We start from the raw sequence: 26838 nt of genomic DNA on the forward strand, positions 1-26838 counted from the left end.
TAGTATGCAAGGGATGACAAGTTTAACGATGAAATTTCTGAACGGTTGTTTCTCTTGATTTTGCCAGCCGCCGGGCCTCGTTCCTGGCGATCATTTGCTCAATGGCATACTTACGTGCCTGAGCAGCTCTGTATCCCGGGCCGCTGCCGGGTTTATCTGTACTGGCATCTCTCCATCCCTGAAGATTGTCCTGAATTGCGCGGTTTGTCTGCTTCCCGGCTCCTGCGGCTAATTTCCCTGCACCAAACGCCGCTGCGCCTATACCCACGGCGGACAGTCCCTGCATGGAGACAGTCGCTCCCGCCCCGGCTAGTGCTCCGGCCAGTTTTGCGGAAAGGTATACCATTATTGCCGCGCAGACCCCGGCGAGACAGACCTGAGCGCCTAGCTCCACAATATTAGATTGTGCAGATATTTGTGTGGCAATATCTAAGCGGGAGTTTAAATAATTTACGACCACTCGTAGCGACAATGCAGAAAACAGAACCGTTAATATGGCTGCGAAAATATTTTGCAGCCAGTTGTTAAACATGGGACGTAAAAAGCCATACATGAGACAAAAGATGAAAACGGGGGCTGTGATGCTGAGCAGCAAAACCATGACCTCTGCGATCATTGCAACAAAGGCTGTAATAGTCATTAAAACGAATATCCCAAGCCACACATAAAATTGAGCTGTGATGCCCTCGTCTTTTATGTACGTTGAATTATCCATGTCGTGTAACGTTTTGCCTAATACCTTCGCTTTATCCCATAAGCTATCCAGTAGTTGCCATATATTATCGTTGCCGGAAAAGCCGTCTTTTAAGCCATTGATAGCGTCAATGACCCCGTCGAGATAACCGCTGACATTGGCCACAAAGGACAGGATGATGGCCATTCTTATGATGTCCCACATGACGTCCTCCATGGGTGTGGACAACTTACCTGCCAGGCTCTGGTATCCACGCCACATGATATAAAGTGTCGCTGACGTTGCCGCCAGTCCCAGCATCATGGCGGAGTATGACATCATCAGTCCCTTTGTTGCGTCGGTGACTCCCCCTATCAGGTGTTTTTCAACACCGATAAATACACCACCAGGCATATTAACCTCACTATGAATTCAGGTTGGGAGTGGGGGCATTTAACTGTTGAATCTGAAAATGAGCTTCATTGGCATTTTTACAGTTTTCAGAGGCATCGCCGGTTTTCAGGCATTTTTCATATACTGTTTTCAGCTCATCGGGATGATCTTTGTACCACTGGGTAGTTTTGGTTTCGTCTCTGCAGCCGCAAATGATGAGGAATAAAATGGACAGGAACGAAAGGGTTAATAAACGCATGTGAAACTCCTTTAACGGTTTAAATCGGAGGTTGGTGCAGTTAACTGCTGCTGGTTCCACTGTTTGAGACGCTCATCCTCCAGCACTTTCCCGCGTTTTTCTGCCGCCTTCACACTCATTTCCCATTGATCAGTGAGCGTGTTCAGCATCACTGATTTCAACTGAATACTGTTGGCAAGGTCCTGCGACTCCTTTGAGTCTTTAGAGAGTGCAATCCGGTTTGAAAGATTATTGATCTCACCCAATGTTTGGCTGACCTGATCCTGGATCTCGTCAGTCTGCTCAAACTGAATTGCCTTATTGATAACCTGTTGTTTGCAGATATCGGCATAGCTTCCGGACTGCGCCGCGTTGCACGTATCGAAAACCCGGTACTTTGCGTATAGCGCATCGAACTGCCCGGCGATGCCACCAGAAAGTAGCAGGTCGTTGAGTGTCTGGCCCGGCTTACGCAGTTTTTCCAGATCTGATTTAAGACTCTTCGCCTGATCAACGAAATCAACAATATTCCGTACACCGGTGGCCGTTGCTAACTGGTCTTTATATGCCTGAATTTGGCTCTCATAATGCTGCGCTGTTTGTATCCAGCGTTGTGCCTCTTTCAGCCATTCGAGCTCACGTAGTGGGTCAGCATCCACCAGAACAGGGATACCTGCGTGTGCCATCGGGCTGATGATCACACACGCAATAATTAATGCATGAAAACGCCGTTTCATCATGAATCTCCTGTGGATTTTCAGAGTGCCTGAGCCAGGTAAGTACCCAGCCATTCATGGGGCTGCATTCCTTCCCGGTAGAGAGAGTCGAAGATTTCCAGGTTGTCGGCGCTGCCGCTCATGACTTTTGTGTACCTGCCGATCCCGGAAAGATCGAGCGTCACACGTGCAGCAAAACGCTTTATGTCGCCACGTCTAAATTGATTTTTTACCACTACATACTGACGGGCCTGAGGATCCAGGGCTTTCACGACGTCGAACACTTCCGGCTCAAACTTCATTCCGTCGACATAGTGTTCCCTGTCAGCACTGGGGTTGGCTGCCAGGATCTGCGTGCCGCACTGCTCAATCACGGCAGGCGCAATTTCATCCCTGATGATCTCCGCCGGGGACTGTGTTCCAACAACCAGCATCCCGTTTAGCTTGCGGATAGTTTTCAGTCGGTTATAGGCGAAATCCTTAAAAACCGGATCCCGTAGCCATTTCCAGAACTCATCCATGAAGATAACCAGTCGACGTCCGTCGAGTAGGCTGGTAATGCGGTACAGCAGATAAAAGGAGATCGGTGCGCAGATATTCGTATCGTCAAGAAACTCTGTGCCGTCAATGCCAAAGTTATCGCAGCGACTGATATCGAAGGTGTCTGATGCGTTATCAAACACCCAGCCAAACTCGCCACCCTGCGCCCACTGCGACAGGCGAATACTCAGGCCATTCTCCTGGGCTTCTCGGGTCGCAGGCTCCGGAAGATTCTCCAGTAAACGGGTGATCCCATGAATACGGTACTGTGGTTCATTACCGATCACCGCCAGTATGGCATCATTTAGACGTCGTTCATTGCGGGGCGTGATGGTCGCACCGTTACGCGTACACAGCAGTTTCATCAGCTGACTGATAAAACTGATATTGCGTTTCGTGGGCGATAGCGAAAATGGGTTCCACCCGGTGGGCTCGCCATGTGTAATACGGTAATAACGGCCTCGCAATGCCCGGATATTCATTTCAGCGCCACGATCCTTATCCAGATAAACGGTTGTCAGTCGTTTGGTTTTTGCGTCGGGAGAAAAACTCTCCGTACGGCTATATTTCTGCTGCATGTTTTCCAGAAACGTCATGAGCATGGTTTTACCCGAACCGTTGGTACCGAGAATGCAGGTACTGGCTGGATTCTTCTCGTTGAATTCATCCTTATCCGCCAGCGTATTGTGAAGGTTCAGATAGTAGCCATCCCCTGATGGGGCACGCAGTAAGGCCATCGCATCCCCCCAGGGCGCATTATCGCGCTTGCCGGGATAGAAATTGTGTAGCGAAGCCAGCTCGACAAAATTCTGACTGCTCAGCTCACCCTTGCGGGGCCGCAAATGATAATTGCCAGGCAGTTGCGCCATATACCCGGCTGAAAGAGAAAGCGCGGCGGGAACCGATATAATGCCGAGGTTGTTCAGGGCATTGCTGATTTCGCTGGTATCGGCTACCAGACTATCCAGCGTCTGGGAAAACACCATGATGGAAAAATGGTGTTTTCCATACGCAATTTTTCCCGATGTCAGCAGGTCAAGCGCCACATCCAGATCCAGCCGCTGAGACACCGCATCATCATCTGAACTCATTAACAGACGTCGGGTGCGTTTGATGGCCTTCCGGGCTTCTTCCCGTGACATGCAGGTGTAGGACTGTGTGATGACATAATCACAGGGGGCATAAAGCAGAGAATCCATCATTCCAGTCGCTGTTTCTTCAGGGAACTCTTTAACTTCCAGACCCCGGAAATACTGGGTGCCGCCGGTATGGTTTATCTGTCCAGACTCCCCGGAGAAAAACAGCGCCGCCGATCCCATGACGGAATATGCAGGAGCACGGGTGACGCGGATCCTGCGCCATTGGTGCGTCAAGAGATACTCGTAAAAGGATAACTGGGAGGAGAATACCGCCCGTTCTTCGCTGAAAGTACCAAGAGAGTGTGCGGCGTAGCGTGACAGAGCGGTATCGAGGGTACCTTTAATTTCCAGCATCCCCTGCAACGCACCGTCAAGCTCTTTCAGTTTCTGGCCGTCTTTCATACGCCGGTGTCCGGCTTTTTCCAGACTGGCAAAAGGGCGGTAGCAGGCAGTCAGGAACAAGCGGTTACGGCGAAACGGGTTAGCCTCCAGCGAGGCATAATACAGACGGCTGACTTCATCAGCGTAAGGGTTGCCGGATACCTTATGTAGCGAATCGGTAAATGGCTCCCTTACGTTATGGATATAGAAGGTGACCGGCATCCCCTCGAAAGAGCGGATAATTCCGTGCAACTGGTTACGGTCAATATTGAGCGTTTCTTCTGATTCACAATCGAACGGAGTGCCCGTCAGTTCCCAGGTACAGTAGAGGTCACTATTGGGTGAGCGGACGACATGTTGATGAATATGCGATGAATACGGAATGTATTTCCTGAGCGTGGCACTCTGATTCAATTTCATGACGTTGAGAAACTCCGTGATATCAACAGCATCATGCTCAATGGGCATAAATGCTGTTGCGCCAAATAGACGGTTTGCCGCAGGTTTTCCTCTTGCCCTGAGCCAGACGGCTATCAGGCTGAACCGCATGGGTTCATTCTTGGTAAGCGATTTCATCAGCAGAAATTCAATCGGGAGTAGGGCGAGGAAAGCGATGGAGGTCCAGACAGCAATGATGATGGTGATACCCGTGACAGCCAGTAGAGACACCATCGGCACTCCCCATAGTGCCGCCGGACGTCTCATTGCCTTAAGCAGCTTTGCCATAGATAACCTCTCAGCTCATCAGCAGTGCGCCGATTTCACTGCCTCCACCAATCAGGATGCCGCCAATGATGATGTAGGCGCACTGGGACAGGCTTTCGCCTTTCCAGAGTGTCTTGTAACCTACCCAGATCACGGCCACGGTAATGGTGATGGCCGCCAGGCCATTAAGGCCGGTGGCGACTTTTTCCATCACGGTATTTGCGCGTTGAAAGCCATCGGCAAAAACCGGAGGTACAGAACAAACGATGAGTGCAAATGCGGAAACAGGACTGAAAGCGGCCTTAAGTTTGCAGCAAAGTGTCATTATTCTTTCTCCTCACGGGGTGACAGGGAGAGGCTCCGGCGCAATGACGGCGTAGAGATCTTTTCTATGGCAATTTTCTTCTGGCGGAATTTTGAGGGGACGCCACGAACCACGCCCTTCGGCCAGATCACGCAGGGACGTAACTGGTCACCTGCAGGCGTAGGCTTCAGGAACGGCGGGGGTGTCAATTTATCCTCGTGGGTTCCGGGTACGGCATAGTGGGGAGCAGCAGCGTAACCGATTCGTTGCACATAGCTGGTTCCGGAAAAAGCCGCTTCCGGCTGTTCTCCGGTACGGAAATTGCCGGAGTAGTAGCAACTCAGTGCTCTTTTCAGCGAGCCGCCGCGTCGGTAACAGTCGTTGAGGATGTGTTCGAAAACAGACAAATTGGTACAGGGATCAAGCAGCTCAGAGGCTGTCACACCGTAATGATGGAAATTGGTGCTGGTAATTTGCATCAGCCCCACAGAATAACGGCGGCTCTGCGCCACAAGGCGACCTATGATTCGCTCGGCTCTTTCCCGGCTGGTGGGCTGATGAGAAATGATTTTATTGTGACCGAAGGTGCCTGAGCCCTTTGGGATAATTTCGGCGATCGCATAAGGGTTAAAATTGGACTCCACCCTTACGACGTCGAGTGCTGTGGACGGATGAATGCTGGTGGCACACTGCATGGCCACCGCCAGAAAGGCAGATGTGGAAAGCATAGTAGCCTCGGGAATGCGGGCAGCGTACATAGCCAAAGAACCATGCATGCTGAGGGAAACTTGAAGGGGTAATTTGTGGTTTCGAGATTGTGAGCACTTTGCGCCGGATTTCCGAAGCCATAATAAAGGGTTTCATGAGATATTCTTTACAGGGCTTTTGATTCGGGTAAATGCGGCTCTAATGTTTTGGCAGTAGATGTTTTATTTCAGCGTGTCTGTTGAAAATTCAAGACCGACAAAATGATGTCACTTGGTTTTATCTGGATAGTCTCTAATCAAAATAATAATTAATGGGTCACATCCCAATTCTGCATTCCGATTTCAACGGGTCAGCGAGAACATTCAGCGGCACACTGAATTAAGGTTGTGTGATAGCCTGATATAAATTATTAAAGAACGGTGCTCGACCAGGCTGAATAAATGCCTAACTGTCAGGTCGATGAGCAGAAACACTATCAGGATGGATTTAATTAATATAAATTGGAATGATAAAGTGAAAATGAAATGCTAAGAGTTTTTCGGGGATGAATTTTAGTAGTGTAAGGGGAGGGGGATATAATCGATGATTGTGTTTGTACTAATAGTGAAATATAAAGACGTGCGGGGTTTTAATTCCCTGCACGCCTTACTGTTAACATTAGCGTTTACGTCGTTCAAGCAATTCCTGGCATTCTCTACACGTTGTTACTCCTGGCAGAGTGTGCCTCCGCTTTTCAGGAATTGGTCTACCGCAGAACTGACAGTGATACAGGGAAGGTGTTGCTGCTGGTTTGAAACGGCTTTGTTCAATCATTTCCTCCAGACGTTGCTCATTGAATTCCTGGTCGCGATCAACTTCGTCAGGCATATCATGTCCTCCTGTCTGTCCTTCCCTGCTCGCAAAATGTGATTCGGTTACACACAACAGTGAGTGAGGGGGGATTGGGCTCTGAGGCTAACTCTTCGGTGATCTGCATCATGATGTTAATTGCTTCATTAGCATCAGGACTTTTCCCTTTTAACGCCTTCCATCGGCACCATATTGTGGCATCCATGGTTTCATCAGGAAGAGGTGAGCGTCCATACGGTACAGAGATGCCCTGTAATCTGCGGTTGAAACAGACATCGTTGGAAGTAAGACCAAAATAATGCTTTAGTAATGCTATAGATCCACCTAACCGGATCGCCCGATTAATTTGCTGATGATGCTGGGTTTCAGTACGTGCTCTTTCCAGCTGTTTGCGTAAAATGTCATGGTGAATTTTGACTGTAATAAATGATGCGGGAGAGTGGCAGATGCTCAATAGTACATCAAGTGGTAACTGACTGATTTCGTTTATTTCTTCAAGAGTAAATCCAAGTGTTTCACCGTAAGATAAGTCACCATCCTTCAATGCATAAATTACATCCGTGAGAACGTAATAATTCAGCAAGGGAAACATAAGTTATCTCTCTTATCTTAGCGGTTAGCTAATTTACAATTAATCCATTCGTCAATCTCCGACTCGAGCCAGGCTACGCTGGCTGGGCCGATTTTTATTGAGAGTGGGAAACGCTTGTCTTTCATATACAGATAGATTTGTGAGCGTTTAAGACCTGTTTTTTGTTCGACCTGTCTGAGGCGTAATAATTGATGAGATGGCATTTGTTCCTCCAGGGGCTTATGGGATTGCTATCATAAAGGAACACAGAATGATGTTTAGATAAAGACAGTGAACCCGTATTACGACATTATTCACCCGTAATACGGATCTCAGAGCTATATACACGAAGGATGTACTACTTCACCGTAGTTTTAAACGATAAAGGGGAGCCACGCTCCAGCGCCGTTTTTAGCGTATCACCGCTGAGATGATCGGTGATACCATCAGAGATTGCCCATTCCTCAAATATAGACAAGAGTTTGTAGGGTTGTTTCACCAGAGGGCGTATATCATCATTATGATAACAGGCTAGCCAGAACAGCCGGGATAAGGGCGTAGATATTCTCGTCGGAGATAACTTGGGGTTTTTGTCACTGGTTAGCTTTTCTATCAATCTCTCAATTTCAACACATTTGATAACGAAACAAGCATCTTGTGGCAAGTCATGCATTGGGAAGTAGCATGGATCCGCATAGTCCCGCTTTTCATTCCGCAAGGTAGACTCTTTTATTATAGAGGTGGTTTCATTCGATAAGTATTTTATCTTGCTCTGAATTTGTTCTTTCCATGATATTTTATTGAAAAGTAAGAAAAGTTCATTTCCACTCGTAACAGTGATGCCAAAATTAATGGTGTCAGGATTATCAATAGGTAGTGGCATGCTGAGCGAGTCTGCTAGATATCTTTGTATGATAATGTATTCAAATCCAAATAGGTTTGTGTCCAAAATATTCCTGCGAGATGAAAAGTAATCTCCTTCAGTAGATATGATAAGGTTCCTATTATTTTTGAAACAATGTTTATCGAGAAAGCAGAGTCTCTTTAGTTCTGAATTGTCCAAGGTGGATATTTTTACTTTTTCTCCATTTTTAGTTATTTTTCGTAATGTCACCGGAGACTGGAAGTAAATGGATAGATTTATTTGCCCATACAGTGCACAGCGATATATTGTACTTTCTGTAATTGAAGTGTCGAATGTCTCATTAATCACTTGCACAGCTTCGTGTATTGTTAACCAGTTTTTTACCATAAGCTTGAGATTGCTATTCCAGGACATAAGTGATTTTCCTTCATTTATTTTCTTTGGCAATTATCTGATGCCATAAGTTAATTGATTGCTATCAATGTGAGAAATACCTCAGCGTTTATAGACATGCGAGGTTCAGAAAAATAAATTATCTTATTGATATCTCTTCTTTATAGCTTGTAAGTGGTAGTAGCCAATGATGCAAGGGAAAGGGTCTTTATGGGCATATATCCTATCCGTTAATTTCAACCATGTTCTGTTGTCCAGAGTCAGAATACATCTAACTCTGGATACGTTTTCACCAGTGATAACTTATCCCTGTATCAAGTTTATCTGCACAGTCAATCCCTGCAGGGCTATTTCTGACGTTATTAAATTTATAATCTAAAAATATCTGCATATTTTTGTTGAAGTAGTAGCTAAAGCCTATTTCTTCATAATCCAGCACTCGGGTTCGTTGGCCAGCGATTGTTTGCGTCAGGTGAGTGTAACCAATGTTGGGCTGAAATTTGTCGGTCAGCATATATTTAGCCAGGGCTTCATAGCTGAAGGAGTTGGTATTATTGTTGCGAGGTTGGGGGTTGATAGCATTATTACTCTGCGTGAAAACAGTGGCCAGATAAAGTTTTTTGCTCTGGTACTTGACTCCCTCTGCGAAAGTTCGAATATTTTTTTTGTAACCGGCATTTTGTTGCTGTGAAAATGTGGTCTCGGAAGATGACGCAGCAAAAATTGCACTGAGCTTTGGCGTAAAGAACCAGGATAGCGAAGTACCAATACCATTGCCGTTCTGTTGTCTTAAGGCACGATTCTCGTTGTTACTTTTGAACTGGTATTGCATCGCTAATTTCACAGTCTGTTGAAAGACCGAAAATTTTTTTCGCCACGTAATAAGATTAAGGGCTCGGCCACGCATGAAGTTGTCAATGTAGTTATAGGACATTTCCCTGAATAAGGGAGAGCGGTCTGTTATTGAGGTAACGTCGTACAGTACCCCCCAGTTCCGACCGATATCAAGGCTTCCCCAGTACGGGTTGTCTACACCCAGAAACGCTAGTCGGGTTGCATTTCTGCTGGCATCTGATGCACTAACCGTATATTCCCAGTGAGCGTAGGTTTGCCAGTTGTGGGTAAGTTCATGCTTCCCAATCAACCCAAAATAGAGATAGCTACGATCGCCATCATCTTTTATGGTATTACTGGTAAAACGTCTCGCAATAATAGTGCCATAAAAATCGAGACTTTTACCGTCCTGGTTCAGAACGTTGACCGCAAAAGAGTAGGGTGAGAAGAGTAGTGTGATTGATATAAAATAATAGCGTAAGTAATGCAATGTCATGATAAACATCCCTAAAGATGGCTCAGCATCTGAATGGTGGCAGGGTGAACAATTTACCGCGACATATGCTCATTGCTTAAATCCAATGGAATGAGATTATTATCGTTATGCTGGAGCGTTTTGTTTATGGCTAAAATAACTGATGATGCCATTAGAAATGGCGGATGCAATTTTGTTGCGGAATGCTGTTGTGCCTAATAATTTCTCCTCCTGTGGGTTGGTGATAAAAGAGGTTTCAACCAGGACAGATGGGATATAGGGTGATTTAAGTACGGCAAAAGCTGCCTGTTCTGTATGGTTTGAATGCATATGGTGGACAGGAGAAATGTGGTGAACTATATGTGATCCCAGTAAAAGACTTTCCCTGATGGTTTCAGTCTGTTCAAGATCGAAGATGATTTTGTCGAGATACTTGTCTCTGTGAATGATTCGTTTTCCAGCAATATTATCAGCAGCATTCTCACTTTTAGATAGATACCTTGCCATAGCGCTGCTGGCTCCCCGTGTTGAAAGTGCAAAAACGGAAGCGCCATGGGCTGCAGGACTTGCGAAACCATCGGCGTGAATGGACATAAATAGATCGGCTTTGTGTGCGTGAGCAATCTGTACGCGATCGTATAGTGGAATAAATGTGTCATCCGATCGCGTCTGGAGTGCATTAATACCGTGGCTATTGAGAATGGCTTTTATCTTAGAGGTAATATCCAGTACTACATGTTTTTCCAGCGATCCTTCACAACCCACTGCGCCGGAATCAATACCCCCGTGTCCAGGATCTAGCATTATCGTAAATTTGCTACGCCCATTTGTTGGGAGGGAGGAATGCTTATGACTTAGCTGAGGTCGCATATGTGCATATGTCAGCGGTATAGCCAGTGTATTGGCTGCGAGGGCCGCTAAACCAGTAAGAATAAGTTTTCGCCGGGTAATGTTGGTGTTCAATGTTGACGCCTCATGCTGAATGATTTGTTATGTTATAACGTTATGAATTATTTAAGGTCGAGGACTTGAATGTTATTTTTTGTTGCTTCGGGTTACTTAATATTAATCATTGGAAAATCACGAGGCTCCCAATCTATTGATAAATTGGATTTTTAATACCCATCACTACCTCTCATCGCTTGAATCATGATGACATCAGGCGTCCAGGTATGATCGTAATCTGCAAGAGCACTGCTGATTAGCCTTTGTCCCATCTGTTTACTTTAAATCCTGAATTATCAAACAGGACAATGGAGTCCTGCTGGAAACATATTGATATAGATCCTTTCAAAAGATAATTATTCTCATTACTATTAGATATGTTATAACGTAACAATTGAGGGTGTGCCGAGATTTAGAATGAGTCTATCCATTATTCGATGACTTATTCTGGGGAGGAATTATGTCAACTGAACATATCAAAGAAGAAAAACTCAACATTGGTGCTGTGCTGGCTGTATCACTTAGTACAGTGATTGCGATGCTGGACAGCACTATCGCAAATGTTGCCTTACCTGTTATTGGCAAAGATTTTGCCGTCTCAGAAGCTGCATCCATCATGATAATCAATGCTTACCAGTTTGCTGTGGTCGCTTCATTGCTGGTATTCGCTGCATTGGGAGGCAAAATAGGTAACAAACGTATTTTTATTCTTGGAGTGATTTTTTTTGCGCTTTCCTCGTTAGGATGTGCACTTTCTGAAACACTGATGATGCTGACGGCTTTTCGCGTCATTCAGGGCTTTGGGGCTGCGGCCATTCTAAGTGTGAATGCGGTGTTGATTAAAGAGATCTATCCTGCCCGGTTGTTAGGTCGTGGATTGGGGATTAATGTAATGGTGGTCTCTGTTTCCGCAGCGGCGGGCCCGTCAATTGCTTCAGCTATTATGTCAGTTGCGAACTGGAACTGGTTGTTTTCTATTAATGTACCGATCGCTTGTATTTCATTGCTGCTCTGTATTGTATCGTTCAAATCGACGCAACGTACCGAAAACCGGTTTGATAAAGCGGGTGCGTTGCTGGTTTTCCTGACGTTCGCTTCGTTTTCAACGATGATGCTGGGTCTGGCGAGGAACAACGTGTTAGACGTTATCCCAAGCTCGATTATTCTTGTCGTGCTGGCAATCACTTTGTATCTGAATCAAAAAAGAAAGATTACTGATGCTTTGATCCCGGTTGCGATATTTCGCAACAGGACATTTTCTCTGTCGTTATTAATGTCTTTGTTATCATATAGTACGCAGTTACTGGCATATGTCTCCTTACCATTTTATTTTCATAATGTATTAAACCGCAATGTCGTTGAAATTGGCATGCTGTTAACGGCATGGCCGCTGGCGACAATGTTGACGTCATTGGTCGCGGGTGAACTAATCAAAAAGTTCGAGCCCAACCTGGTAGCATTTACCGGACTATTACTACTTTTGATAGGCACTCTTTTAATGACATGGCTGCCCGTACAACCCTCGAATCTGCAGATCCTCTGGCGGATCGCTATTTGTGGTTTTGGTTTTGGACTATTCCAGTCCCCTAATAATTTTCTCATTATGACTTCGGTCCCACATGAAAATAGCGGTATTGCCAGCGGATTATTAGGCAGTTCACGTCTGATTGGGCAGATTATTGGTTCTGTGCTGGTGGCGTTTTTCTTTAATAACTTTGGGCGTAATGTAACAAATATTAGTCTTTTCGCCGGAGCATTGTTCTCATTTATGTCTCTGGCGGTGAGTTATCTCCGCTATAAATCTGCTTCTCATGACGTTGGTTTTGTTAAGAAAGTAATATAAGTCTTTCAATAAAATAATCATGTGATGCTATTAAATTACAATTCATTTAACTCATTGAGGTGCTAAGTATGCTTAATGGAAAAATATTATTCTCATTATTCATATCATCGATAATATTATTATCAACGGCAAGCTATGCCAATAGTAGTGAGGTGAGTAAGACGATAAATGACCAAAATATGAAAAATACTGAAGAAATACCCATAAAATTCAACCGTATTATTATCACCGGTAATTGCCCCTTTGGTGTAATTATGGCAAATGATTTGGCATATAAACATGTTGTGGGCGTAGGACCTTGGGCTTTTCTGCATTCAAACATGAAACTTCTCAAGGATATGAAGCCAGATATCGACCGTATCACTACTGACTTTATTAATAAAGACTATGTTGTAAATATGGAATCCTTACTAAATTTACAACCAGATATTATTTACTATTATGGTAAAAGTCAGAATGATAATCTGGAGCGGGCAGGGATCCCAACTATTAATCTTGATGCTGGTGGTGACACGAAATTTGAGCCAGTAGTAACGCAAACGTATTGGGAAAACGAATTTAACCAGACGCTTGGTTTACCTCACAGTCACAAATTTTCGGATGCATGGAAGAGAAGCCTCAGTGAGGCAAAACCATATGCCGAGAAGATCAAATCACAACATATTCGGGCATTATATCTTGAGCAGAGTGATGGGAAAGAGCTCAAGGTGAGTGGGCCGAAAACATATGGTGATACCTATCTTAAGATGGCGGGGATGGAAAATGTAGCAAGTGATCTGGTGGTAAAAGGGGATGCTGGCAGGTACATTAATGTTTCAATGGAGCAAATAATTCAGTGGGATCCCGATGTTGTATTTGTGGTCTTTGGTAGCGCGAAGGATATTCTTAATAATAAAAATCCCGGGCAAGACTGGCATAATGTTAAAGCATTCAAAGATGGGAAAATATTTTCTACACCCGTAGGACTACATAATTGGGGAGGATTGTCTGCTGAGACTTCGCTATTACCATTGTTTATGATTAATAAATTTAACCCTGACTATATAACAGATGCGGAATTGAAAGTTGCAACGCGGTTACACTATAAAAAAGTGTTTGATTATGAAATTCCGGACGCGCTATTAACCGATGAGTTAAGACAGCGGTAATAAAGTAATTCGGCGCATAGGTTTTTATTTTTAAAGGTTAGTTATGCAGGAAAGACAAAAATACCGCATGCTAATGTGGATTTCAATCGTATTGTTACTGATTGTGGCTATGATTTCTTTGTTCATAGGTCGCTATACATTATCTTTCCCCGAAATAATGACGGAGGTATTACATGATAATGGTCACCGTTGTTTGAGCGCAGGATTCTCGGTTATATGCAATCTACGGTTGCCAAGGATTATTGCCGTCATGATGGTAGGGGCAGGGCTATCAGTAGCAGGCGTGACGTATCAAGCGGTGTTGCGAAATGCACTGGCTAGCCCGGATGTGCTCGGTACATCTTCCGCCGCAGCGTTCGGCGCAGCACTTGGGATACTGCTAGGTTTTCCACTACAACTCAGCGCTTTTTCCTCTTTCTTCTTTGGCATTGTCAGCCTTTTATGCGTGATGGGACTTTGCCATTTCAAGAAAAACAATGGGGAGCTCACGACTATCCTGTCGGGCATCATAGTGGCTTCGGTGTTTATGTCTTTTGTATCAATCATTAAATATGTTGCCGATCCACAGGACAAACTCCCTGCTATCGTCTTCTGGCTTATGGGGAGTTTCGCTTCTCTGGTCAAAGAGCAGGTTTATGGACTCATCCCGCTATACATCATTTGTTATCTGGTTATCTACAAACTTCGATGGAAAATCAATGTCTTGTCTTTGGGAAATGATGAGGCCAAAATTGCTGGAATGAACCCACAATTGTTGAATACAGTTTTGCTAATCACAGCCTCAATTTTGGTGGCAGCATCAGTCACCATCGCTGGCGTGGTGGGCTGGGTTGGTCTGGTTATCCCGCATCTGGTTAGAACGCTGGTCGGGTACAACCATAGCAAGCTGATCCCGGCTTCGGCTGTATGTGGTGCGTTGTTTTTATTGGTCATCGACAACATTGCCAGGACCCTGACTTACGCAGAGATCCCCATTGGAATACTTACTGCTCTGGTTGGTGCGCCTTTATTTGCTGTACTGTTCATCATGAGTAACCGATATGATCGAAGTGAATAATCTGACGTTCGCGTTCAAAAAGAGTAAAACTGCCTTTAACAATATCAGCTTCACCATTGATGAAGGTGAGGTACTGTGCGTATTAGGACCGAATGGTGTTGGCAAAACAACATTGCTTAAAACGGTTACCGGTCTGTATCAGCCGGTTAGTGGCTCATGTCATATTGGCCGAGTTGGAAACCGGAAAGCTCATATGGCGTATGTTCCGCAGGCCAAACGTGTTCACTTTTCTTACAACGTACTCGATTTCATCTCCTTTGGTTGCCCATTACGGGGCGGAATGCTGGCATCTCCTGGGGAGAGGGATATCGAAAAAGCGGCGCAAATATTATCGGGACTTGGCGCTTCATATCTTGCAACCAAAGACGTTAACCAGATCAGTGGAGGTGAACTACAGATGTGCTACATCGCGAAGGCGCTGGTCTCAGAGCCGGACATCCTTGTGCTTGATGAACCTGAATCAAATCTTGATTTTAATAATCAGTCTCTCATTATCAATTGGTTGCACACGTTGTCGCGGGAGAAAAATGTTACTATTATCCTGAATACGCACTTCATCAATCATGCAAATAACATTGCAGATAAATGTCTGCTAATGGGAAAAGATAGTTACTGTTTTGGAACTACACAGAGTGTCTTACAAGAGTCTCTCCTCGCCGATTATTTCCATGTTCCCGTTAAACGCTGTCATTTTGAACACAAAGGAATACAGAAAGAATCATTTATTGTTGCAGTGTGATAGGTAGCCAATATCGCAGAGAAAATAAGAATTGAGGAATTGTTTATTGCGAAACCGTGCGAGTAGATGGTAATTCTGGTAGGAATATAATTTACGATTGATCAATTTTCCCACGGACTATATGCGATAAAATAACTTTGTCGATGCATGAAATAGCAGCTTCATTTTGTTAAAAGTAATAATAAAGGTGTAATTATGATTAAAAAATTCGTTGAAGAATATCTTAATCAGATCTACATAAAAAATTACTCAATTATTACTATTAATTCTCTTGATGAAGCTTCAATTATATCTAATATGCCTCATTGTTGGGAGCGTGATTTTCTGAAAAGAGAGCTGCATCTTCGAAGTGATATTATATTGATAGCTAGAAGTAAAATAACCCCCTTCAAATGGTCTTCTGTAAATGGTAATAATGAAGATCTTAAGGCTTTATCCAATAGGTATAATATTCGCAATGGGGTGACTTTTGTTATAAAAATAAAACATGATGTCGTGATCTTCACGATGTACTACAATGAGGATGATGAGGATTTCATAAGGTACTACTCTAGAAAGAAACATAAAATATTGTATGATGTTATGAATCTTTTTGAATCCCATTATGAAAAAACACCCAAGCATGTATTCACTGTACGAGAAAAGGAAGTTATGAATTTGCTGAAGTTTGGAAAAACTTATATTGAAATAGCATTTATTCTTGGTGTAAGTGAAAGGACCGTCAGATTTCATATCAATAATATTCTTGATAAATTGAATGTGACATCAGTTCGTTATGCGATCTTTAAAGCAGCTTCCGAAGGTTTGATCTGACAAGGTTTTCCTTGTCAGATCATCTATCAATGACGATAGAATTCTGAAAGGCGTAATCTCAAGCCATCGGTATCAAATCCATGCGCCCGAATGTGTTCTTCTGGGGTCCAACATTGTCTGAGCTCCTTTGGTTTTGCACCAATGGACAAGATTCTGTGAGGTATATCGGACAATGCCTCACCTATAGCATGAATTGTCGTTCCTTCTAGGTATGGTTAACCTAGCCGGTTTTTTACTACATATCGTGGCAACTCCAGCGGAGTACATAATAGTCCATTCAGCATTGTTACTTTTTGTGAACTAGACTGGAAAAGAACTGGGTCAAATCACATTAAATGAAGATACGTAGGCCGACCGCCGCCAGATGATCTGATACATTATATGACGCATCAGTGTTACCGCTTGCTTTCTCATAACCGTATTCAATATAGGTCACTGCGTTTTTCCCCAGCCAGTAATCGGTACCCAGCGTGGTGGACTGGAAGTGTTGACCGTCCATCGCATCACCGCCTTCGGTCCAGTCAAAGTTGGCATAGACGCTCCACTCAGGGGTAATTTTGAACTGTGAGGCATATTCCAGACCCAGAATCTTTTCTTGGTCGTTAGTCTGTTTGCTGGCGCCGCTGGTTGCTGCCTGAACGTCATCAACTTTATTGATATAGTAAGTCGCTTGCGCGCCGTTATACCAGGTGAAACTATCAAAGCTTGTTGTGTACTTAGCGTTCATCCCCATCGAATAGGTATTACCGTCATAAGAAGGGCCGGTCACCGTTGTAACTGGAACAGTACCACCGTGCGGACCTATGGGCACATCCGTGGTTATGGTACCCTGATTGACAGAATAGTTGTTATAAGCTGCCGTACCGGAAAGTGAGAAACCATTATCGAAGCGATATTGTGCTGCTAACGCAGCGCCGCCGTGAACAGTCGCGGAACCATCGTGGTACGCATCATGCATATCCGGTCCGTTGCCGTAACCGCTGCCAAAACCAATTTTATCGACATCGTCATTCCCTTGGCCCATTACACCCACCGTGAAGGCCTTGGTGTTGTAATAATAAATAACAGCCGAGTTAATAATATCGGTCGACATACCAGTGGTATCATGTTTGGCTTTGCCACCGTATGCATAGGTGGTATCAATTCCCAGCCCCCAGTCGGTTGGGGAATATTGCTTACCGAAAGTCACCACCCCATATTCATCATTACCTATCCCCGCATACGCCTGACGGGTATAAACATCGTTACCCTGATTATCAGTTGCGGAATCCAGACCGTGTATGCCAGTTTCATAATAACCTGCCGCGTAATAGCCTTTGTCATTAATATTGTGTCGTAGTGCGACACCCAGACGTGAGTCGTTGTTTTGTATATTATGTTCTACACTGTGCGCTGAATCGTCCTTTGCCATGAGACGTAAGGATCCCATAACTGAAATGGCTGTATCATCATTTTGATAAATCATCTCCCCCTTGGTCTGTGTAGCAGTATATGCTGGAGCCGCATGTTCCCCGCTACTCACCTGTGCACAGGCAGGTGCGACTATCGCTGCAGTAATAAACGGAGCAACAATAAATGGTTTAAGTCGTATATATTTTACGTGCATAGAAACCCCATGTTCATTGTTTAAGTTCATTTTTAGAGTGTTTTTTAAATATGGAGAGTCTATTAAAAGCTTTTGAATATAAAATAAAACTGTCAGTTCTGACAGGAGTGTTTTTTATTTTCAATTAAATTATTAAGCATTTTTTCGGAGATGTGGGTTTTTTACACGGTATTAGCGAAACGGTTTGCCATGTAGTTTGGACAAAGTAAAAAGCCGCATCAGTCTGCACTGATGCGGCTTTGATGTGTCAGGACGATTGATTCATTAGGCTGGTTGAAGAGTCGCTTTCTCTCTCCCCAGAATATAGGGCGGTATATAGGTTTTGCGGCAAGTATCCAGATAATCCGACCACCACTGCATCATTGCCTTTCTGGCTTCCAGATGCTCTGCTCTGTGAATATATGCTTGGCGCACGGAGTTACGTTCCTGGTGGCTCATTTGCCGTTCAACAGCATCCTGTGACCATATACTGGACTCCATAAGGGCGCTGCATGCCATTGTCCTGAAACCGTGACCGCAGATTTCCACTTTCGTGTCCCAGCCCATCAGGCGTAGCGCCTTGTTTACTGTATTTTCACACATCGGTTTATACGGGTTATGGTCCCCGGGAAACACGAGTGCATTATCTCCTGAGATATCTTTAATCTTTTTCAGGATCGCGATCGATTGTTGTGAGAGGGGTACGATATGAGGCCTGCGCATTTTGGCACCACGACCAGAGTAACGCACGCCTTCAATAGCTTCGCGCGTGGCGGGTATTATCCAGACCTGGTTTCCGAAATCAATTTCATGCCAGCGGGCAAAACGCAATTCACTCGAGCGAATGAATAGATGCAGTGTTAGCAGGATGGCAAGGCGGGTGAGTTCACGGCACTGCTGAAAGCTCTCAATGCTCTCAAGCAATTCTGGAAGACGCTCCAGCGGTAGAGCGGGGTAGTGACGTTTTACTGGCGGAGCCGTCACTCCGTCCAAGTTTGCTGCCGGATTAAAATCGATTAATCCATGATGCACGGCGTAGCGCATGATATTCCGGAGGTGCTGGCGTGTACGGGATGCAACTTCCAGTAGACCCTTTTCCTCAATTCCTTTTAATAAAGTGATGAAGTGACGGGGTTTCAGTTCTGAAACTGACATCGTACCAATGACCGGGAATATATGATTATTCATGCTGGCGAGCAGACGGTCGGCGGTGTTCTGTGACCATTTTTTATTGCTCTTATGCCACGCCAGTGCCACGTTTTTAAACACTTTCTTTGGTATACGAGAACTGCGTTCAGCTGCTCGCTGCTCTGCTGGATTGATGTTAAGTACCAGCATTTTGCGAATACCTTCACGTTGACTACGGGCGTCTGAGAGGGAGATGACTGGGTAGGCACCGAGTGCAATACGGGATTCTTTACCCTTAATACGGTACTTGAGATACCAGTGACGTGAACCGCCAGGTTTGACCAGGAGATACAGACCGTGGGAATCGGAAACTTTAAAGGGTTTATCAGATGGTTTGAGACTGCGGATTTTGGTGTCGGTAAGAGACATATGGGGTCACTCCATAATAGAACGAACCGGACCCCAGATTTGACCACCAATTTTTCCCGATGCGGAGGATAAAATCAAAATGCATCAGGAGAAGTTTTCACGCTAAGCTGTTGTATTAAAACCATACAGGCATTAATGAAGCTGCACGAAAACAAGAATATGGCTCCTCTGACTGGACTCGAACCAGTGACATACGGATTAACAGTCCGCCGTTCTACCGACTGAACTACAGAGGAATCGTGTGGAGTGGTATCTTAGCGGCGAAAAAAAATTTGTCAAATATCAATTCAGTGGTGGGGCTTCGCTTGCTGCATCTCTCAACAAATTGTCGTAATTGCCAACAAATTATCAGGAAAAATACTTTGCAGGATTAGCAGTTCTCAATCATCATTTGAAATGTTGTTTCAACTCTTCTCACTAAGGTCTCCCTTGAACGTCACTTCAGCAGTACGCCAGGCCGTAGCGCGCACGTCCTGGTTTAAAAAACGCAAGAGCTATCGGGTGCTCTACTGGCGTGAAATCAGTCCCCTTGCCGTACCGATCCTGTTGGAAAATGCCTGCGTGTTATTGATGGGTGTGCTGAGTACTTTCCTTGTTAGCTGGCTCGGCAAAGAAGCGATGGCCGGGGTGGGCTTAGCCGATAGCTTTAATATGGTGATTATGTCGTTCTTTGCCGCGATTGACCTTGGCACCACCGTGGTGGTGGCCTTCAGCCTCGGCAAGCGCGATAGAAAGCGGGCGAGGGCGGCTGCGCGGCAGTCGCTGGCGATCATGACCTTGTTCTCGATTGTGCTGGCGGCGGTTATTCACGCTTTTGGTCAGCAGATTATCGATATCGTTGCCGGAGACGCCACGGTTCAGGTTAAAGCGCTGGCCCTAACCTATCTCGAACTGACCGTGCTGAGCTATCCGGCGGCGGCCATTGCTTTAATTGGTAGCGGCGCGCTTCGCGGCGCGGGAACCACCAAAATACCGCTGCTAATTAACGGTGGGATGAATATTCTCAATATTATTATCAGCAGTATCCTGATTTACGGCCTCTTTTCCTGGCCGGGGCTCGGCTTTGTCGGCGCTGGACTGGGGCTGACTATTGCCCGCTATATTGGTGCGTTGGCAACAATCTGGGTACTGATGACCGGTTTTAACCCGGCGCTGCGCATTTCGCTGAAGAGTTACTTTAAACCGTTTAACTTTGCCATTATCTGGGAAGTGATGGGTATTGGTATCCCGGCGAGCATCGAATCGGTACTGTTTAACGGCGGCAAGCTGCTGACGCAAATGTTTGTTGCCGGTATGGGGACCAACGTCATCGCCGGAAACTTTATTGCCTTCTCGGTGGCTTCGTTAATTAACTTGCCGGGTAACGCGCTGGGATCGGCCTCCACCATTATTACCGGTAAACGTCTGGGGAAAGGGCAAGTCGGCCAGGCGGAACGTCAGGCCTGGTTCGTGTTCTGGCTGTCGACCATTATCCTGACGCTTATCGCCTGGGGCACCGCACCTTTCGCCGGCCTGATCGCTTCGTTCTATACCAGCGAAGAAGATGTAAAAGTAGTGGTTAAAGAATTATTGTGGCTCAATGCCCTGTTTATGCCAATTTGGTCGCTTTCGTGGACCTTGCCCTGTGCCTTTAAAGGCGCACGCGACGTGCGTTACACCATGTGGGTGTCGATGCTGGGTATGTGGGGCTGCCGGGTGGTTGCTGGCTATACGCTGGGGATCATGCTGGGTATGGGCGTTATCGGCGTCTGGCTGGGTATGGTGCTTGACTGGGCGGTGCGCGGCCTGTTGTTCTATCGTCGGATGATCACCGGGCGTTGGTTGTGGAAGTACCCGCGATTAAAGGCTCGGCTGGAAGAAAAGTCATGAATATACTGAAAAAGCGTTACTTTTTAGACGAAGTGAGGAATAAATAGGCAAACGATCGCCATTATAAAAAACATCTTTGACATGGCTGAGCGTGCTCGCTAATATTCGCCCCGTTCACACGATTCCTCTGTAGTTCAGTCGGTAGAACGGCGGACTGTTAATCCGTATGTCACTGGTTCGAGTCCAGTCAGAGGAGCCAAATTTAAAAAGCCTGCTTTCGAGCAGGCTTTTTGCTTTTCTGCATCCATACAATTTTTCCCTGCGCACATAGCGCGCAGGGCTCGCCTGGGATTAACGGAACGGCGGTTCGTTGAAGGTACGCAGCTTGCGGGAGTGCATGTGGTCGCCCTCGGCGCGCAGCAGATCGATGGCGCGGATCCCTATCTGCAGATGCTCGGAAATCGCCCCTTCGTAAAAGCGGTTCGCTTGTCCCGGCAGTTTGATTTCACCGTGCAGCGGTTTATCGGAGACGCACAGCAGCGTGCCGTAAGGAACGCGGAAACGGTAGCCCTGTGCGGCAATAGTGGCGCTTTCCATATCAATAGCCACCGCCCGACTGAGATTAAAGCGCAGCGCCGAGGCGGAATAACGTAACTCCCAGTTGCGGTCATCGGTCGTCACCACCGTACCGGTACGCAGACGCTGTTTGACCTCTTCGCCCGGCATGCCGCTAACCTGTTTAGTGGCGTCATACAGCGCGCGCTGCACTTCGGCGATGCTCGGGATGGGAATATCCGGCGGCAGCACCGCATCCAGCACGTGGTCATCACGTAAATAGGCGTGCGCGAGCACGTAGTCGCCTATCGACTGGCTCTCACGCAGGCCGCCACAGTGGCCAATCATCAGCCAGACGTCAGGACGCAGCACCGCGAGGTGATCGCAAATATTTTTTGCATTCGCCGGGCCGACGCCGATGTTGATCAACGTAATGCCCTGACCGTCGTTAGTGATCAGGTGCCAGGCCGGCATCTGGTGCTTTTTCCACGCCAGATCGGAAATCGCCTCTTCCGGGGCCTCCGTGTCGGCGGTGATCCAAATCCCGCCTGCGCAGGAGAGGGCAATGTACGGGCTATCCGGATCGAGGATCTGGCTACAGCCCCAGCTGACGAACTCATCGACGTAACGAGTGTAGTTGGTAAACAATACATACGGCTGGAAGTGCTCAACCGGCGTGCCGGTATAATGCTTCAGACGTGCCAGCGAAAAATCGACGCGGCGGGCGTCAAAATGCGACAGCGGATAATACTCGGTAGCGTGGAACAGACCATCGGCGGTTTCATCGCCAATCTGCGACAGTTCGGTGGTTGGAAAATAACGTGTTAATCCAGCGCTCATTGAGCGATCCAGCGTCAGGGCTGAGCCATCAATCACGTAAGGAAAGGGAATTTCGTGCTGCGAATGGCCAACGCTAATATGCGCGCCGTAATCCTGATACAGCAGAGTTAATTGTTCCAGCAGGTAAGCGCGAAAGAGTTTTGGGTTAGTAATGGTGGTGGTGTAGCAGCCCGAATGGGTGAATCGCCCCCAGGCACGGGTTTTTAAGGCTTTGTGCTCGGCGCCATCCCATGAAACAGACAGTTGAGGATAGACGAATAAGCCTTCAGCACGGGCTATTTCATCAGGAAGGATATTGTGGTGAATGTACTCGCCAATGGCCTTACGCAACGCGTTAACCGCTCTTTCATACTGCGCTTCCAGCTGGGAAAGCGCCTGCTCCGGGGTCAGACTGACGGCCTTCTGGTTCATCATTCGCTCCTTGTTTCAGGTCTGCTGATACTGTCGATAGTATGCTACAGCGTGAAAATGGCGAAGGAAAATTACTGTCCCGGGTAAATATTCAAACGCGTTGATAATAAAAGCTTAGCCGCGCAGGGTCAGGCAGTCTGTGCCCAGCGTTCGGCGCTAAAATTACTTGCGCTTATCACTCTTAAGGTCGCCGCGCTGTTATTGTTGATGTAATAAAGCGCATTAGGACCAGGCGTTAACTTATCGCCTTCCTGCAGTTTGCATCGGCTTTCGATTTCAGCAATCACCACGATCTGACCGCTCTGTAGAACCACGCAAGTTCTTGCTGGAGATGAATTTTTCCGTACTTTTTTTACCCACCATTCCATTTTTTCACCCTGGCTTGATACACTCGGCATGATAATTGACGTGTTATCGCTTTAAAGACAACTGAAACTACCCATTGGTTTAATTTACGTTTAGCTCACGTTGTTAAATCTTAACTCTGCGATGCAGCGGGACAGGCAAATAACGCTTATGGCTTTGATGCGGCTTAACAAGTTTCTGAATCATTCTGGATTAAGAATAGTCTCGCTAGCGAAAAAAACGCTGGCAGCGGCGGCATACCTGGTCTGGCGATGAGATGACCGCTGATGAAATCGACCGCGCCAGTTTTGCCAGCTATCTCAAACGGGAAGATGAGATTTTCGCCGATTTGCGGCGTGAGGTCAGTGACCAACTGCCTGCCGCTGACAAAACGCCGATAAACCGCTTTTATCGCGACAGCCTGGTCTATCCACCACGCTTTAAGCCTGACTGGAATCGCTCCTTTATACTATTGCCATCTGGCAAACCGCGTGGTGCGGTGGTGCTACTGCATGGTTTAACCGACTCCCCCTACAGCGTGCGCTATCTGGCGGAAGAGTATCAACGGCAGGGGTTTATTGCAGTGGCGCCGCGCTTACCCGGCCACGGTACCGCCCCGGGCGCATTAACCCACGTTGATTGGCAACAGTGGCTGGCGACAACGCGCCTGGCGGTTCGGGAAGCGACGCGACTTGCCGGTGGGGATGTGCCGCTGCATCTGGTGGGATATTCTAACGGCGGCGCGTTGGCGCTGAAGTATGCGCTCGATGAACTGACCGATAAATCGCTGGTCAGGCCGCAGCAGATAATACTGTTATCGCCGATGATTGGCGTAACCGCTTTTGCCCGTTTCGCAGGACTTGCCGGGCTACCCTCGGTGTTTCCCGCCTTTGCGCGTGCGGCGTGGCTAAATGTCGTTCCGGAGTTTAACCCCTATAAGTACAATTCCTTTCCGGTTAAGGCGGCGCGCCAGTCGTGGTTGCTGACCCAGGCCTTGCAAAAACAGATTCTTGCGGCGGCGCAGAGCCAACGCTTAACCTCTCTCGCCCCGGTGTTAACCTTTCAATCGGTGATTGATTCTACAGTCAGCACCCGGGCGGTGGTTGATTCGTTGTACCGCTATTTGCCGGACAACGGCAGCGAACTGGTGATTTTCGATATTAATCAGGCGGCGAACCTGCGGGCGCTGTTTCGCCCGGCGACCTACTCAGCGGTGAATACCTTGTTACCTCCGGCGCCGCGTCCGTACTCTACGACTATCGTGACGAACGCGACTGAGCACACCCTCGATACCGTCGCGCGCCTGACGCTGGCGGAGCAAACCGCAGAGAGAACGCAGGCGCTGCATCTGGCCTGGCCGCAGGATATGTACTCGCTTTCGCATATTGCGGTGCCATTCCCCATCACCGATTCGCTGTATGGCCGCGAGCCGACGGAGAAAAACCTTAGCGGTATTAGCCTTGGCACCATTTCGCTACGCGGCGAGACCGCGACGCTGAGCGTCGGCCTTGATACGTTAATGCGCGCTACTTCTAACCCGTTTTTCCCCTATCTGCTGCAGCGGATCAATCAGCGTCTGCCGTCGTTCTCAGAACCACAGGATGTGCAGTACCGTCCGCAGCGCAATACCGATGAGGGCGGCAGGGGCGACGAAGCGGAAAAGACGCACAAATCTTGAGCTGACGCCAAGGAAAATGCCGATGCCGGGTAGGTCGAAGGTCTGGATGAGGATCCCTGCGGAGGCGTTAATTTGGCTGAGCGTCACTTTACCCTGCTGCGCCAGCTCGGAGATAACCCCAAAATAGGCGGTACCGCCCGCCACGCATTTCACCAGCGCGGGTAGGACGAAGTTTTCGGGGATATGTAGCCATAGCAGCAGCGGCATCAGTACGCGCTGCAGCATCTCGATGACGCCAGCCGCCTGCATCAGTCCGACGATAGTCAATGATAAAATTAGCATCGGCACGGCGCCAAGCGCCAGGCGGATAGCGTCGGCGCCGGCGCTATTGATGACCGCAATCAGCCCGTGATTATTTTGTTCGCTTTCCGGGAGCGCTTCTGCCCGGCTGCTCTCGACAATTGACAACTTACGCCCGGTTGCGTACCAGCAAACCGCTGCGGCGCAGAGTCCGCCGATAATAGAAATGGCGATCGCGGCCAGCCAGTGCAGGCCGAACGGCGTTAAGGGATAGAATACATTGCCCTGGCCCATGGCGAAGACCATCGCCAGGGTGGCGGCCATTTGACGGTCAGAGACGCCGCGTTTATCCATAATCGCCAGCGTGGCGAGTGGGGCGGCAAAGCTGACGAAATTTATCTGAATCAGCGCGAAGGCGCTCATGCCGGTCAGTCCAAAGGGCTTAAGCAGCGGCGCCAGCCAGCGCACGATGATGTCGAGAATTCCACGGACTTCGAGATATTTCATTATGATCAGCATGACGACCATAATGGGTAACAAGGTATAAAGCGCTACGTCGACGGAGGATTTTCCCGCTGACATAATGATGCCGATGACATCCATTTATCTATCACTGTATGCAGGTCAAATAGTTAGCGCCATCATAATCCTGAAGGGGCAAAATGAACATGCTTTCGTGTGTTAGCGTAGACAGGTAAGAACAGTGCCTTCACGGAAGTGGTATTCGCCGCTGAACTGGCTACCTGCGGGCAACTCGTCGCTGAGGATTTTATTAAGGCGCAATGTGAAACGCTGATTTGCCGGGTCGAGTGCAACCATGGCGGCGGCATCGAAATCAAACATCTGCTGTACGCGCGGATAAAGCGCTTTGAACAGGCTTTCTTTGGCCGAGAAAGCCAGCAGCAGCGCCCACTCCTTATCCAGACCACAACAGGAAAGCAGCGTCTGTTCCGGTCTCGAGACAAACATATCGGCGCTTTCCAGCATGATCCCCGGTTGCAGATGCTCGATATCGACCCCGGGATATAGACCGTCGTCCTCGGCGCTAACCACCGCGATGGCAATATCTTCGCTGTGCGAGACGCTTCCTCGCCAGCCTGCCGGCCAAATTGGCGCACGATCCGTAGCGGTTAACACCGGTTTGAAACAACCTGATTGTTGCAGCAAATAGTGCGCACAGTAGCGCCCGGCCAGATATTCGGCTTTCCGTTTTGCGACGGCGCCAGTAAGAGAAGGAGGAAGCGGGATGGCGTACTGGCTAAAAAGAGCGTCCTGTAGTTGCGATCTGGCGAAACGTACCCGACAAAATTTCAACGCCGGGTCAGCACGAAGATAGCCGTATTCGGCGTGCTGAATAAAGGGGAGATCGTGAAAGCTGTTGGTAACGATAAACATGCAGACTCATCAGGAAAAACCAGTATGGCGCTACCATAGCGCAGGTGATGAACGAAGCAGAAGAGTTGTGTGAAATATAAAGCAAAAAGCCTGC

Annotated in this window: 25 protein-coding genes, 2 tRNA genes and 1 pseudogene; 9 read left to right on the forward strand and 19 right to left on the reverse strand. The window is 47.2% G+C overall.

The features are described from left to right. Positions 1–22 precede the first annotated feature (22 nt). The 12 genes from ABLV78_RS08680 to amiA form a co-directional block, all read right to left on the reverse strand. A complete protein-coding gene (locus ABLV78_RS08680; RefSeq protein WP_206159633.1) occupies positions 23–1087 on the reverse strand; it encodes a TrbL/VirB6 family protein in 1065 nt (354 codons plus the stop codon). A gap of 10 nt (positions 1088–1097) precedes the next feature. After that, a complete protein-coding gene (locus tag ABLV78_RS08685) occupies positions 1098–1325 on the reverse strand; it encodes an EexN family lipoprotein (RefSeq protein WP_057067596.1) in 228 nt (75 codons plus the stop codon). Positions 1326–1336: 11 nt separating this feature from the next. Further along, on the reverse strand, positions 1337–2041 hold the full coding sequence (locus tag ABLV78_RS08690; RefSeq protein ID WP_100194240.1) for a TrbJ/VirB5 family protein: 705 nt from the start codon (positions 2039–2041) through the stop codon (positions 1337–1339). 20 nt (positions 2042–2061) lie between these two features. After that, a complete protein-coding gene (locus tag ABLV78_RS08695) occupies positions 2062–4806 on the reverse strand; it encodes a VirB4 family type IV secretion/conjugal transfer ATPase (RefSeq protein WP_348865389.1) in 2745 nt (914 codons plus the stop codon). A 10-nt stretch (positions 4807–4816) separates the two neighbouring features. Then, positions 4817–5110 (reverse strand): TrbC/VirB2 family protein, encoded by a 294-nt coding sequence (locus ABLV78_RS08700; protein WP_149227865.1) that lies wholly within the window; start codon positions 5108–5110, stop codon positions 4817–4819. Next, positions 5110–5817 carry a lytic transglycosylase domain-containing protein gene (locus ABLV78_RS08705; RefSeq protein ID WP_206159631.1) on the reverse strand — a complete coding sequence of 236 codons (708 nt, stop codon included), beginning with the start codon at positions 5815–5817 and terminating at the stop codon, positions 5110–5112. The genes ABLV78_RS08700 and ABLV78_RS08705 overlap by 1 nt, the downstream gene beginning before the upstream one ends. Positions 5818–6454: 637 nt before the next feature. Beyond that, positions 6455–6664 (reverse strand): TraR/DksA family transcriptional regulator, encoded by a 210-nt coding sequence (locus tag ABLV78_RS08710; RefSeq protein ID WP_206159630.1) that lies wholly within the window; start codon positions 6662–6664, stop codon positions 6455–6457. 1 nt (position 6665) lies between these two features. Beyond that, positions 6666–7238, reverse strand: coding sequence for a DUF2857 domain-containing protein (locus ABLV78_RS08715; protein ID WP_206159629.1), 573 nt, complete (start codon positions 7236–7238; stop codon positions 6666–6668). A 17-nt stretch (positions 7239–7255) separates the two neighbouring features. Beyond that, positions 7256–7441 (reverse strand): AlpA family transcriptional regulator, encoded by a 186-nt coding sequence (locus tag ABLV78_RS08720; RefSeq protein WP_122079780.1) that lies wholly within the window; start codon positions 7439–7441, stop codon positions 7256–7258. A gap of 134 nt (positions 7442–7575) precedes the next feature. Beyond that, positions 7576–8496, reverse strand: coding sequence for a hypothetical protein (locus ABLV78_RS08725; RefSeq protein WP_206159628.1), 921 nt, complete (start codon positions 8494–8496; stop codon positions 7576–7578). 268 nt (positions 8497–8764) lie between these two features. Then, positions 8765–9805: a porin gene (locus tag ABLV78_RS08730; RefSeq protein ID WP_206159627.1), complete on the reverse strand. Its 1041-nt coding sequence runs from the start codon at positions 9803–9805 to the stop codon at positions 8765–8767. Between the two features lie 105 nt (positions 9806–9910). Further along, a complete protein-coding gene (gene amiA / locus ABLV78_RS08735) occupies positions 9911–10747 on the reverse strand; it encodes an N-acetylmuramoyl-L-alanine amidase AmiA (RefSeq protein ID WP_200009737.1) in 837 nt (278 codons plus the stop codon). 442 nt (positions 10748–11189) lie between these two features. Between amiA and ABLV78_RS08740 the strand changes: the two genes are divergently transcribed. From ABLV78_RS08740 to ABLV78_RS08760, 5 genes are all read left to right on the forward strand, one after another. Continuing rightward, a complete protein-coding gene (locus ABLV78_RS08740) occupies positions 11190–12572 on the forward strand; it encodes an MFS transporter (RefSeq protein ID WP_172408803.1) in 1383 nt (460 codons plus the stop codon). A gap of 68 nt (positions 12573–12640) precedes the next feature. Then, positions 12641–13720 (forward strand): ABC transporter substrate-binding protein, encoded by a 1080-nt coding sequence (locus ABLV78_RS08745; RefSeq protein ID WP_023281980.1) that lies wholly within the window; start codon positions 12641–12643, stop codon positions 13718–13720. Between the two features lie 43 nt (positions 13721–13763). Next, positions 13764–14777 carry a FecCD family ABC transporter permease gene (locus tag ABLV78_RS08750; protein ID WP_023281979.1) on the forward strand — a complete coding sequence of 338 codons (1014 nt, stop codon included), beginning with the start codon at positions 13764–13766 and terminating at the stop codon, positions 14775–14777. Then, entirely contained in the window at positions 14761–15516 is a 756-nt protein-coding gene (locus ABLV78_RS08755; RefSeq protein WP_023281978.1) for an ABC transporter ATP-binding protein, read from the forward strand. Before ABLV78_RS08750 ends, ABLV78_RS08755 begins: the two co-directional genes overlap by 17 nt. Positions 15517–15711: 195 nt before the next feature. Next, positions 15712–16329, forward strand: coding sequence for a helix-turn-helix transcriptional regulator (locus tag ABLV78_RS08760; protein ID WP_206159626.1), 618 nt, complete (start codon positions 15712–15714; stop codon positions 16327–16329). 331 nt (positions 16330–16660) lie between these two features. On the opposite strand, the gene ABLV78_RS08765 is transcribed toward ABLV78_RS08760, so the two are convergent. The 3 genes from ABLV78_RS08765 to ABLV78_RS08775 form a co-directional block, all read right to left on the reverse strand. Beyond that, on the reverse strand, positions 16661–17935 hold the full coding sequence (locus ABLV78_RS08765) for a porin (protein ID WP_348865388.1): 1275 nt from the start codon (positions 17933–17935) through the stop codon (positions 16661–16663). A 264-nt stretch (positions 17936–18199) separates the two neighbouring features. Further along, entirely contained in the window at positions 18200–19471 is a 1272-nt protein-coding gene (locus ABLV78_RS08770) for a tyrosine-type recombinase/integrase (protein WP_206159625.1), read from the reverse strand. 160 nt (positions 19472–19631) lie between these two features. Next, positions 19632–19707 (reverse strand) — tRNA-Asn (locus ABLV78_RS08775). A gap of 5 nt (positions 19708–19712) precedes the next feature. Between ABLV78_RS08775 and ABLV78_RS08780 the strand changes: the two genes are divergently transcribed. The 3 genes from ABLV78_RS08780 to ABLV78_RS08790 all read left to right on the forward strand — a co-directional run bounded on the left by ABLV78_RS08780 (position 19713) and on the right by ABLV78_RS08790 (position 21539). After that, complete coding sequence (locus tag ABLV78_RS08780) at positions 19713–19805, forward strand: DUF5951 family protein (protein WP_221694692.1); 93 nt, start codon at positions 19713–19715, stop codon at positions 19803–19805. A gap of 95 nt (positions 19806–19900) precedes the next feature. Continuing rightward, positions 19901–21340 carry an EmmdR/YeeO family multidrug/toxin efflux MATE transporter gene (locus ABLV78_RS08785; RefSeq protein WP_045390189.1) on the forward strand — a complete coding sequence of 480 codons (1440 nt, stop codon included), beginning with the start codon at positions 19901–19903 and terminating at the stop codon, positions 21338–21340. Positions 21341–21463: 123 nt separating this feature from the next. After that, positions 21464–21539 (forward strand) — tRNA-Asn (locus tag ABLV78_RS08790). 92 nt (positions 21540–21631) lie between these two features. Here ABLV78_RS08790 and ABLV78_RS08795 read toward each other — a convergent pair. Beyond that, on the reverse strand, positions 21632–23086 hold the full coding sequence (locus tag ABLV78_RS08795; protein ID WP_045390191.1) for an AMP nucleosidase: 1455 nt from the start codon (positions 23084–23086) through the stop codon (positions 21632–21634). 128 nt (positions 23087–23214) lie between these two features. Next, the gene (locus ABLV78_RS08800; protein WP_045390193.1) at positions 23215–23454 is read right to left on the reverse strand and encodes a histidine kinase; all 240 of its coding nucleotides are present in this window, start codon (positions 23452–23454) and stop codon (positions 23215–23217) included. 148 nt (positions 23455–23602) lie between these two features. Between ABLV78_RS08800 and ABLV78_RS08805 the strand changes: the two are divergent. Then, positions 23603–25109, forward strand: a pseudogene (locus tag ABLV78_RS08805) (alpha/beta hydrolase). Here ABLV78_RS08805 and ABLV78_RS08810 read toward each other — a convergent pair. Beyond that, a complete protein-coding gene (locus ABLV78_RS08810; protein WP_072058229.1) occupies positions 25020–25952 on the reverse strand; it encodes a nucleoside recognition domain-containing protein in 933 nt (310 codons plus the stop codon). The pseudogene ABLV78_RS08805 and the gene ABLV78_RS08810 sit on opposite strands and share 90 nt — an antisense overlap. Positions 25953–26030: 78 nt before the next feature. Continuing rightward, positions 26031–26744 carry a 4'-phosphopantetheinyl transferase family protein gene (locus ABLV78_RS08815; RefSeq protein ID WP_047047269.1) on the reverse strand — a complete coding sequence of 238 codons (714 nt, stop codon included), beginning with the start codon at positions 26742–26744 and terminating at the stop codon, positions 26031–26033. Positions 26745–26838: the final 94 nt, after the last annotated feature.

This window comes from Klebsiella sp. CN_Kp075 (assembly GCF_040065055.2).
Taxonomy (GTDB): Bacteria; Pseudomonadota; Gammaproteobacteria; order Enterobacterales; family Enterobacteriaceae; genus Klebsiella; species Klebsiella aerogenes.

Bases quoted from the DNA above. Each gene is read 5' to 3' on its own strand.
- ABLV78_RS08680 (WP_206159633.1), bottom strand. From the start codon at position 1,087: ATGCCTGGTGGTGTATTTATCGGTGTTGAAAAACACCTGATAGGGGGA.
- ABLV78_RS08685 (WP_057067596.1), bottom strand. From the start codon at position 1,325: ATGCGTTTATTAACCCTTTCGTTCCTGTCCATTTTATTCCTCATCATT.
- ABLV78_RS08690 (WP_100194240.1), bottom strand. From the start codon at position 2,041: ATGAAACGGCGTTTTCATGCATTAATTATTGCGTGTGTGATCATCAGC.
- ABLV78_RS08695 (WP_348865389.1), bottom strand. From the start codon at position 4,806: ATGGCAAAGCTGCTTAAGGCAATGAGACGTCCGGCGGCACTATGGGGA.
- ABLV78_RS08700 (WP_149227865.1), bottom strand. From the start codon at position 5,110: ATGACACTTTGCTGCAAACTTAAGGCCGCTTTCAGTCCTGTTTCCGCA.
- ABLV78_RS08705 (WP_206159631.1), bottom strand. From the start codon at position 5,817: ATGCTTTCCACATCTGCCTTTCTGGCGGTGGCCATGCAGTGTGCCACC.
- ABLV78_RS08710 (WP_206159630.1), bottom strand. From the start codon at position 6,664: ATGCCTGACGAAGTTGATCGCGACCAGGAATTCAATGAGCAACGTCTG.
- ABLV78_RS08715 (WP_206159629.1), bottom strand. From the start codon at position 7,238: ATGTTTCCCTTGCTGAATTATTACGTTCTCACGGATGTAATTTATGCA.
- ABLV78_RS08720 (WP_122079780.1), bottom strand. From the start codon at position 7,441: ATGCCATCTCATCAATTATTACGCCTCAGACAGGTCGAACAAAAAACA.
- ABLV78_RS08725 (WP_206159628.1), bottom strand. From the start codon at position 8,496: ATGTCCTGGAATAGCAATCTCAAGCTTATGGTAAAAAACTGGTTAACA.
- ABLV78_RS08730 (WP_206159627.1), bottom strand. From the start codon at position 9,805: ATGACATTGCATTACTTACGCTATTATTTTATATCAATCACACTACTC.
- ABLV78_RS08740 (WP_172408803.1), top strand. From the start codon at position 11,190: ATGTCAACTGAACATATCAAAGAAGAAAAACTCAACATTGGTGCTGTG.
- ABLV78_RS08745 (WP_023281980.1), top strand. From the start codon at position 12,641: ATGCTTAATGGAAAAATATTATTCTCATTATTCATATCATCGATAATA.
- ABLV78_RS08750 (WP_023281979.1), top strand. From the start codon at position 13,764: ATGCAGGAAAGACAAAAATACCGCATGCTAATGTGGATTTCAATCGTA.
- ABLV78_RS08755 (WP_023281978.1), top strand. From the start codon at position 14,761: ATGATCGAAGTGAATAATCTGACGTTCGCGTTCAAAAAGAGTAAAACT.
- ABLV78_RS08760 (WP_206159626.1), top strand. From the start codon at position 15,712: ATGATTAAAAAATTCGTTGAAGAATATCTTAATCAGATCTACATAAAA.
- ABLV78_RS08765 (WP_348865388.1), bottom strand. From the start codon at position 17,935: ATGCACGTAAAATATATACGACTTAAACCATTTATTGTTGCTCCGTTT.
- ABLV78_RS08770 (WP_206159625.1), bottom strand. From the start codon at position 19,471: ATGTCTCTTACCGACACCAAAATCCGCAGTCTCAAACCATCTGATAAA.
- ABLV78_RS08795 (WP_045390191.1), bottom strand. From the start codon at position 23,086: ATGAACCAGAAGGCCGTCAGTCTGACCCCGGAGCAGGCGCTTTCCCAG.
- ABLV78_RS08800 (WP_045390193.1), bottom strand. From the start codon at position 23,454: ATGGAATGGTGGGTAAAAAAAGTACGGAAAAATTCATCTCCAGCAAGA.
- ABLV78_RS08810 (WP_072058229.1), bottom strand. From the start codon at position 25,952: ATGGATGTCATCGGCATCATTATGTCAGCGGGAAAATCCTCCGTCGAC.
- ABLV78_RS08815 (WP_047047269.1), bottom strand. From the start codon at position 26,744: ATGTTTATCGTTACCAACAGCTTTCACGATCTCCCCTTTATTCAGCAC.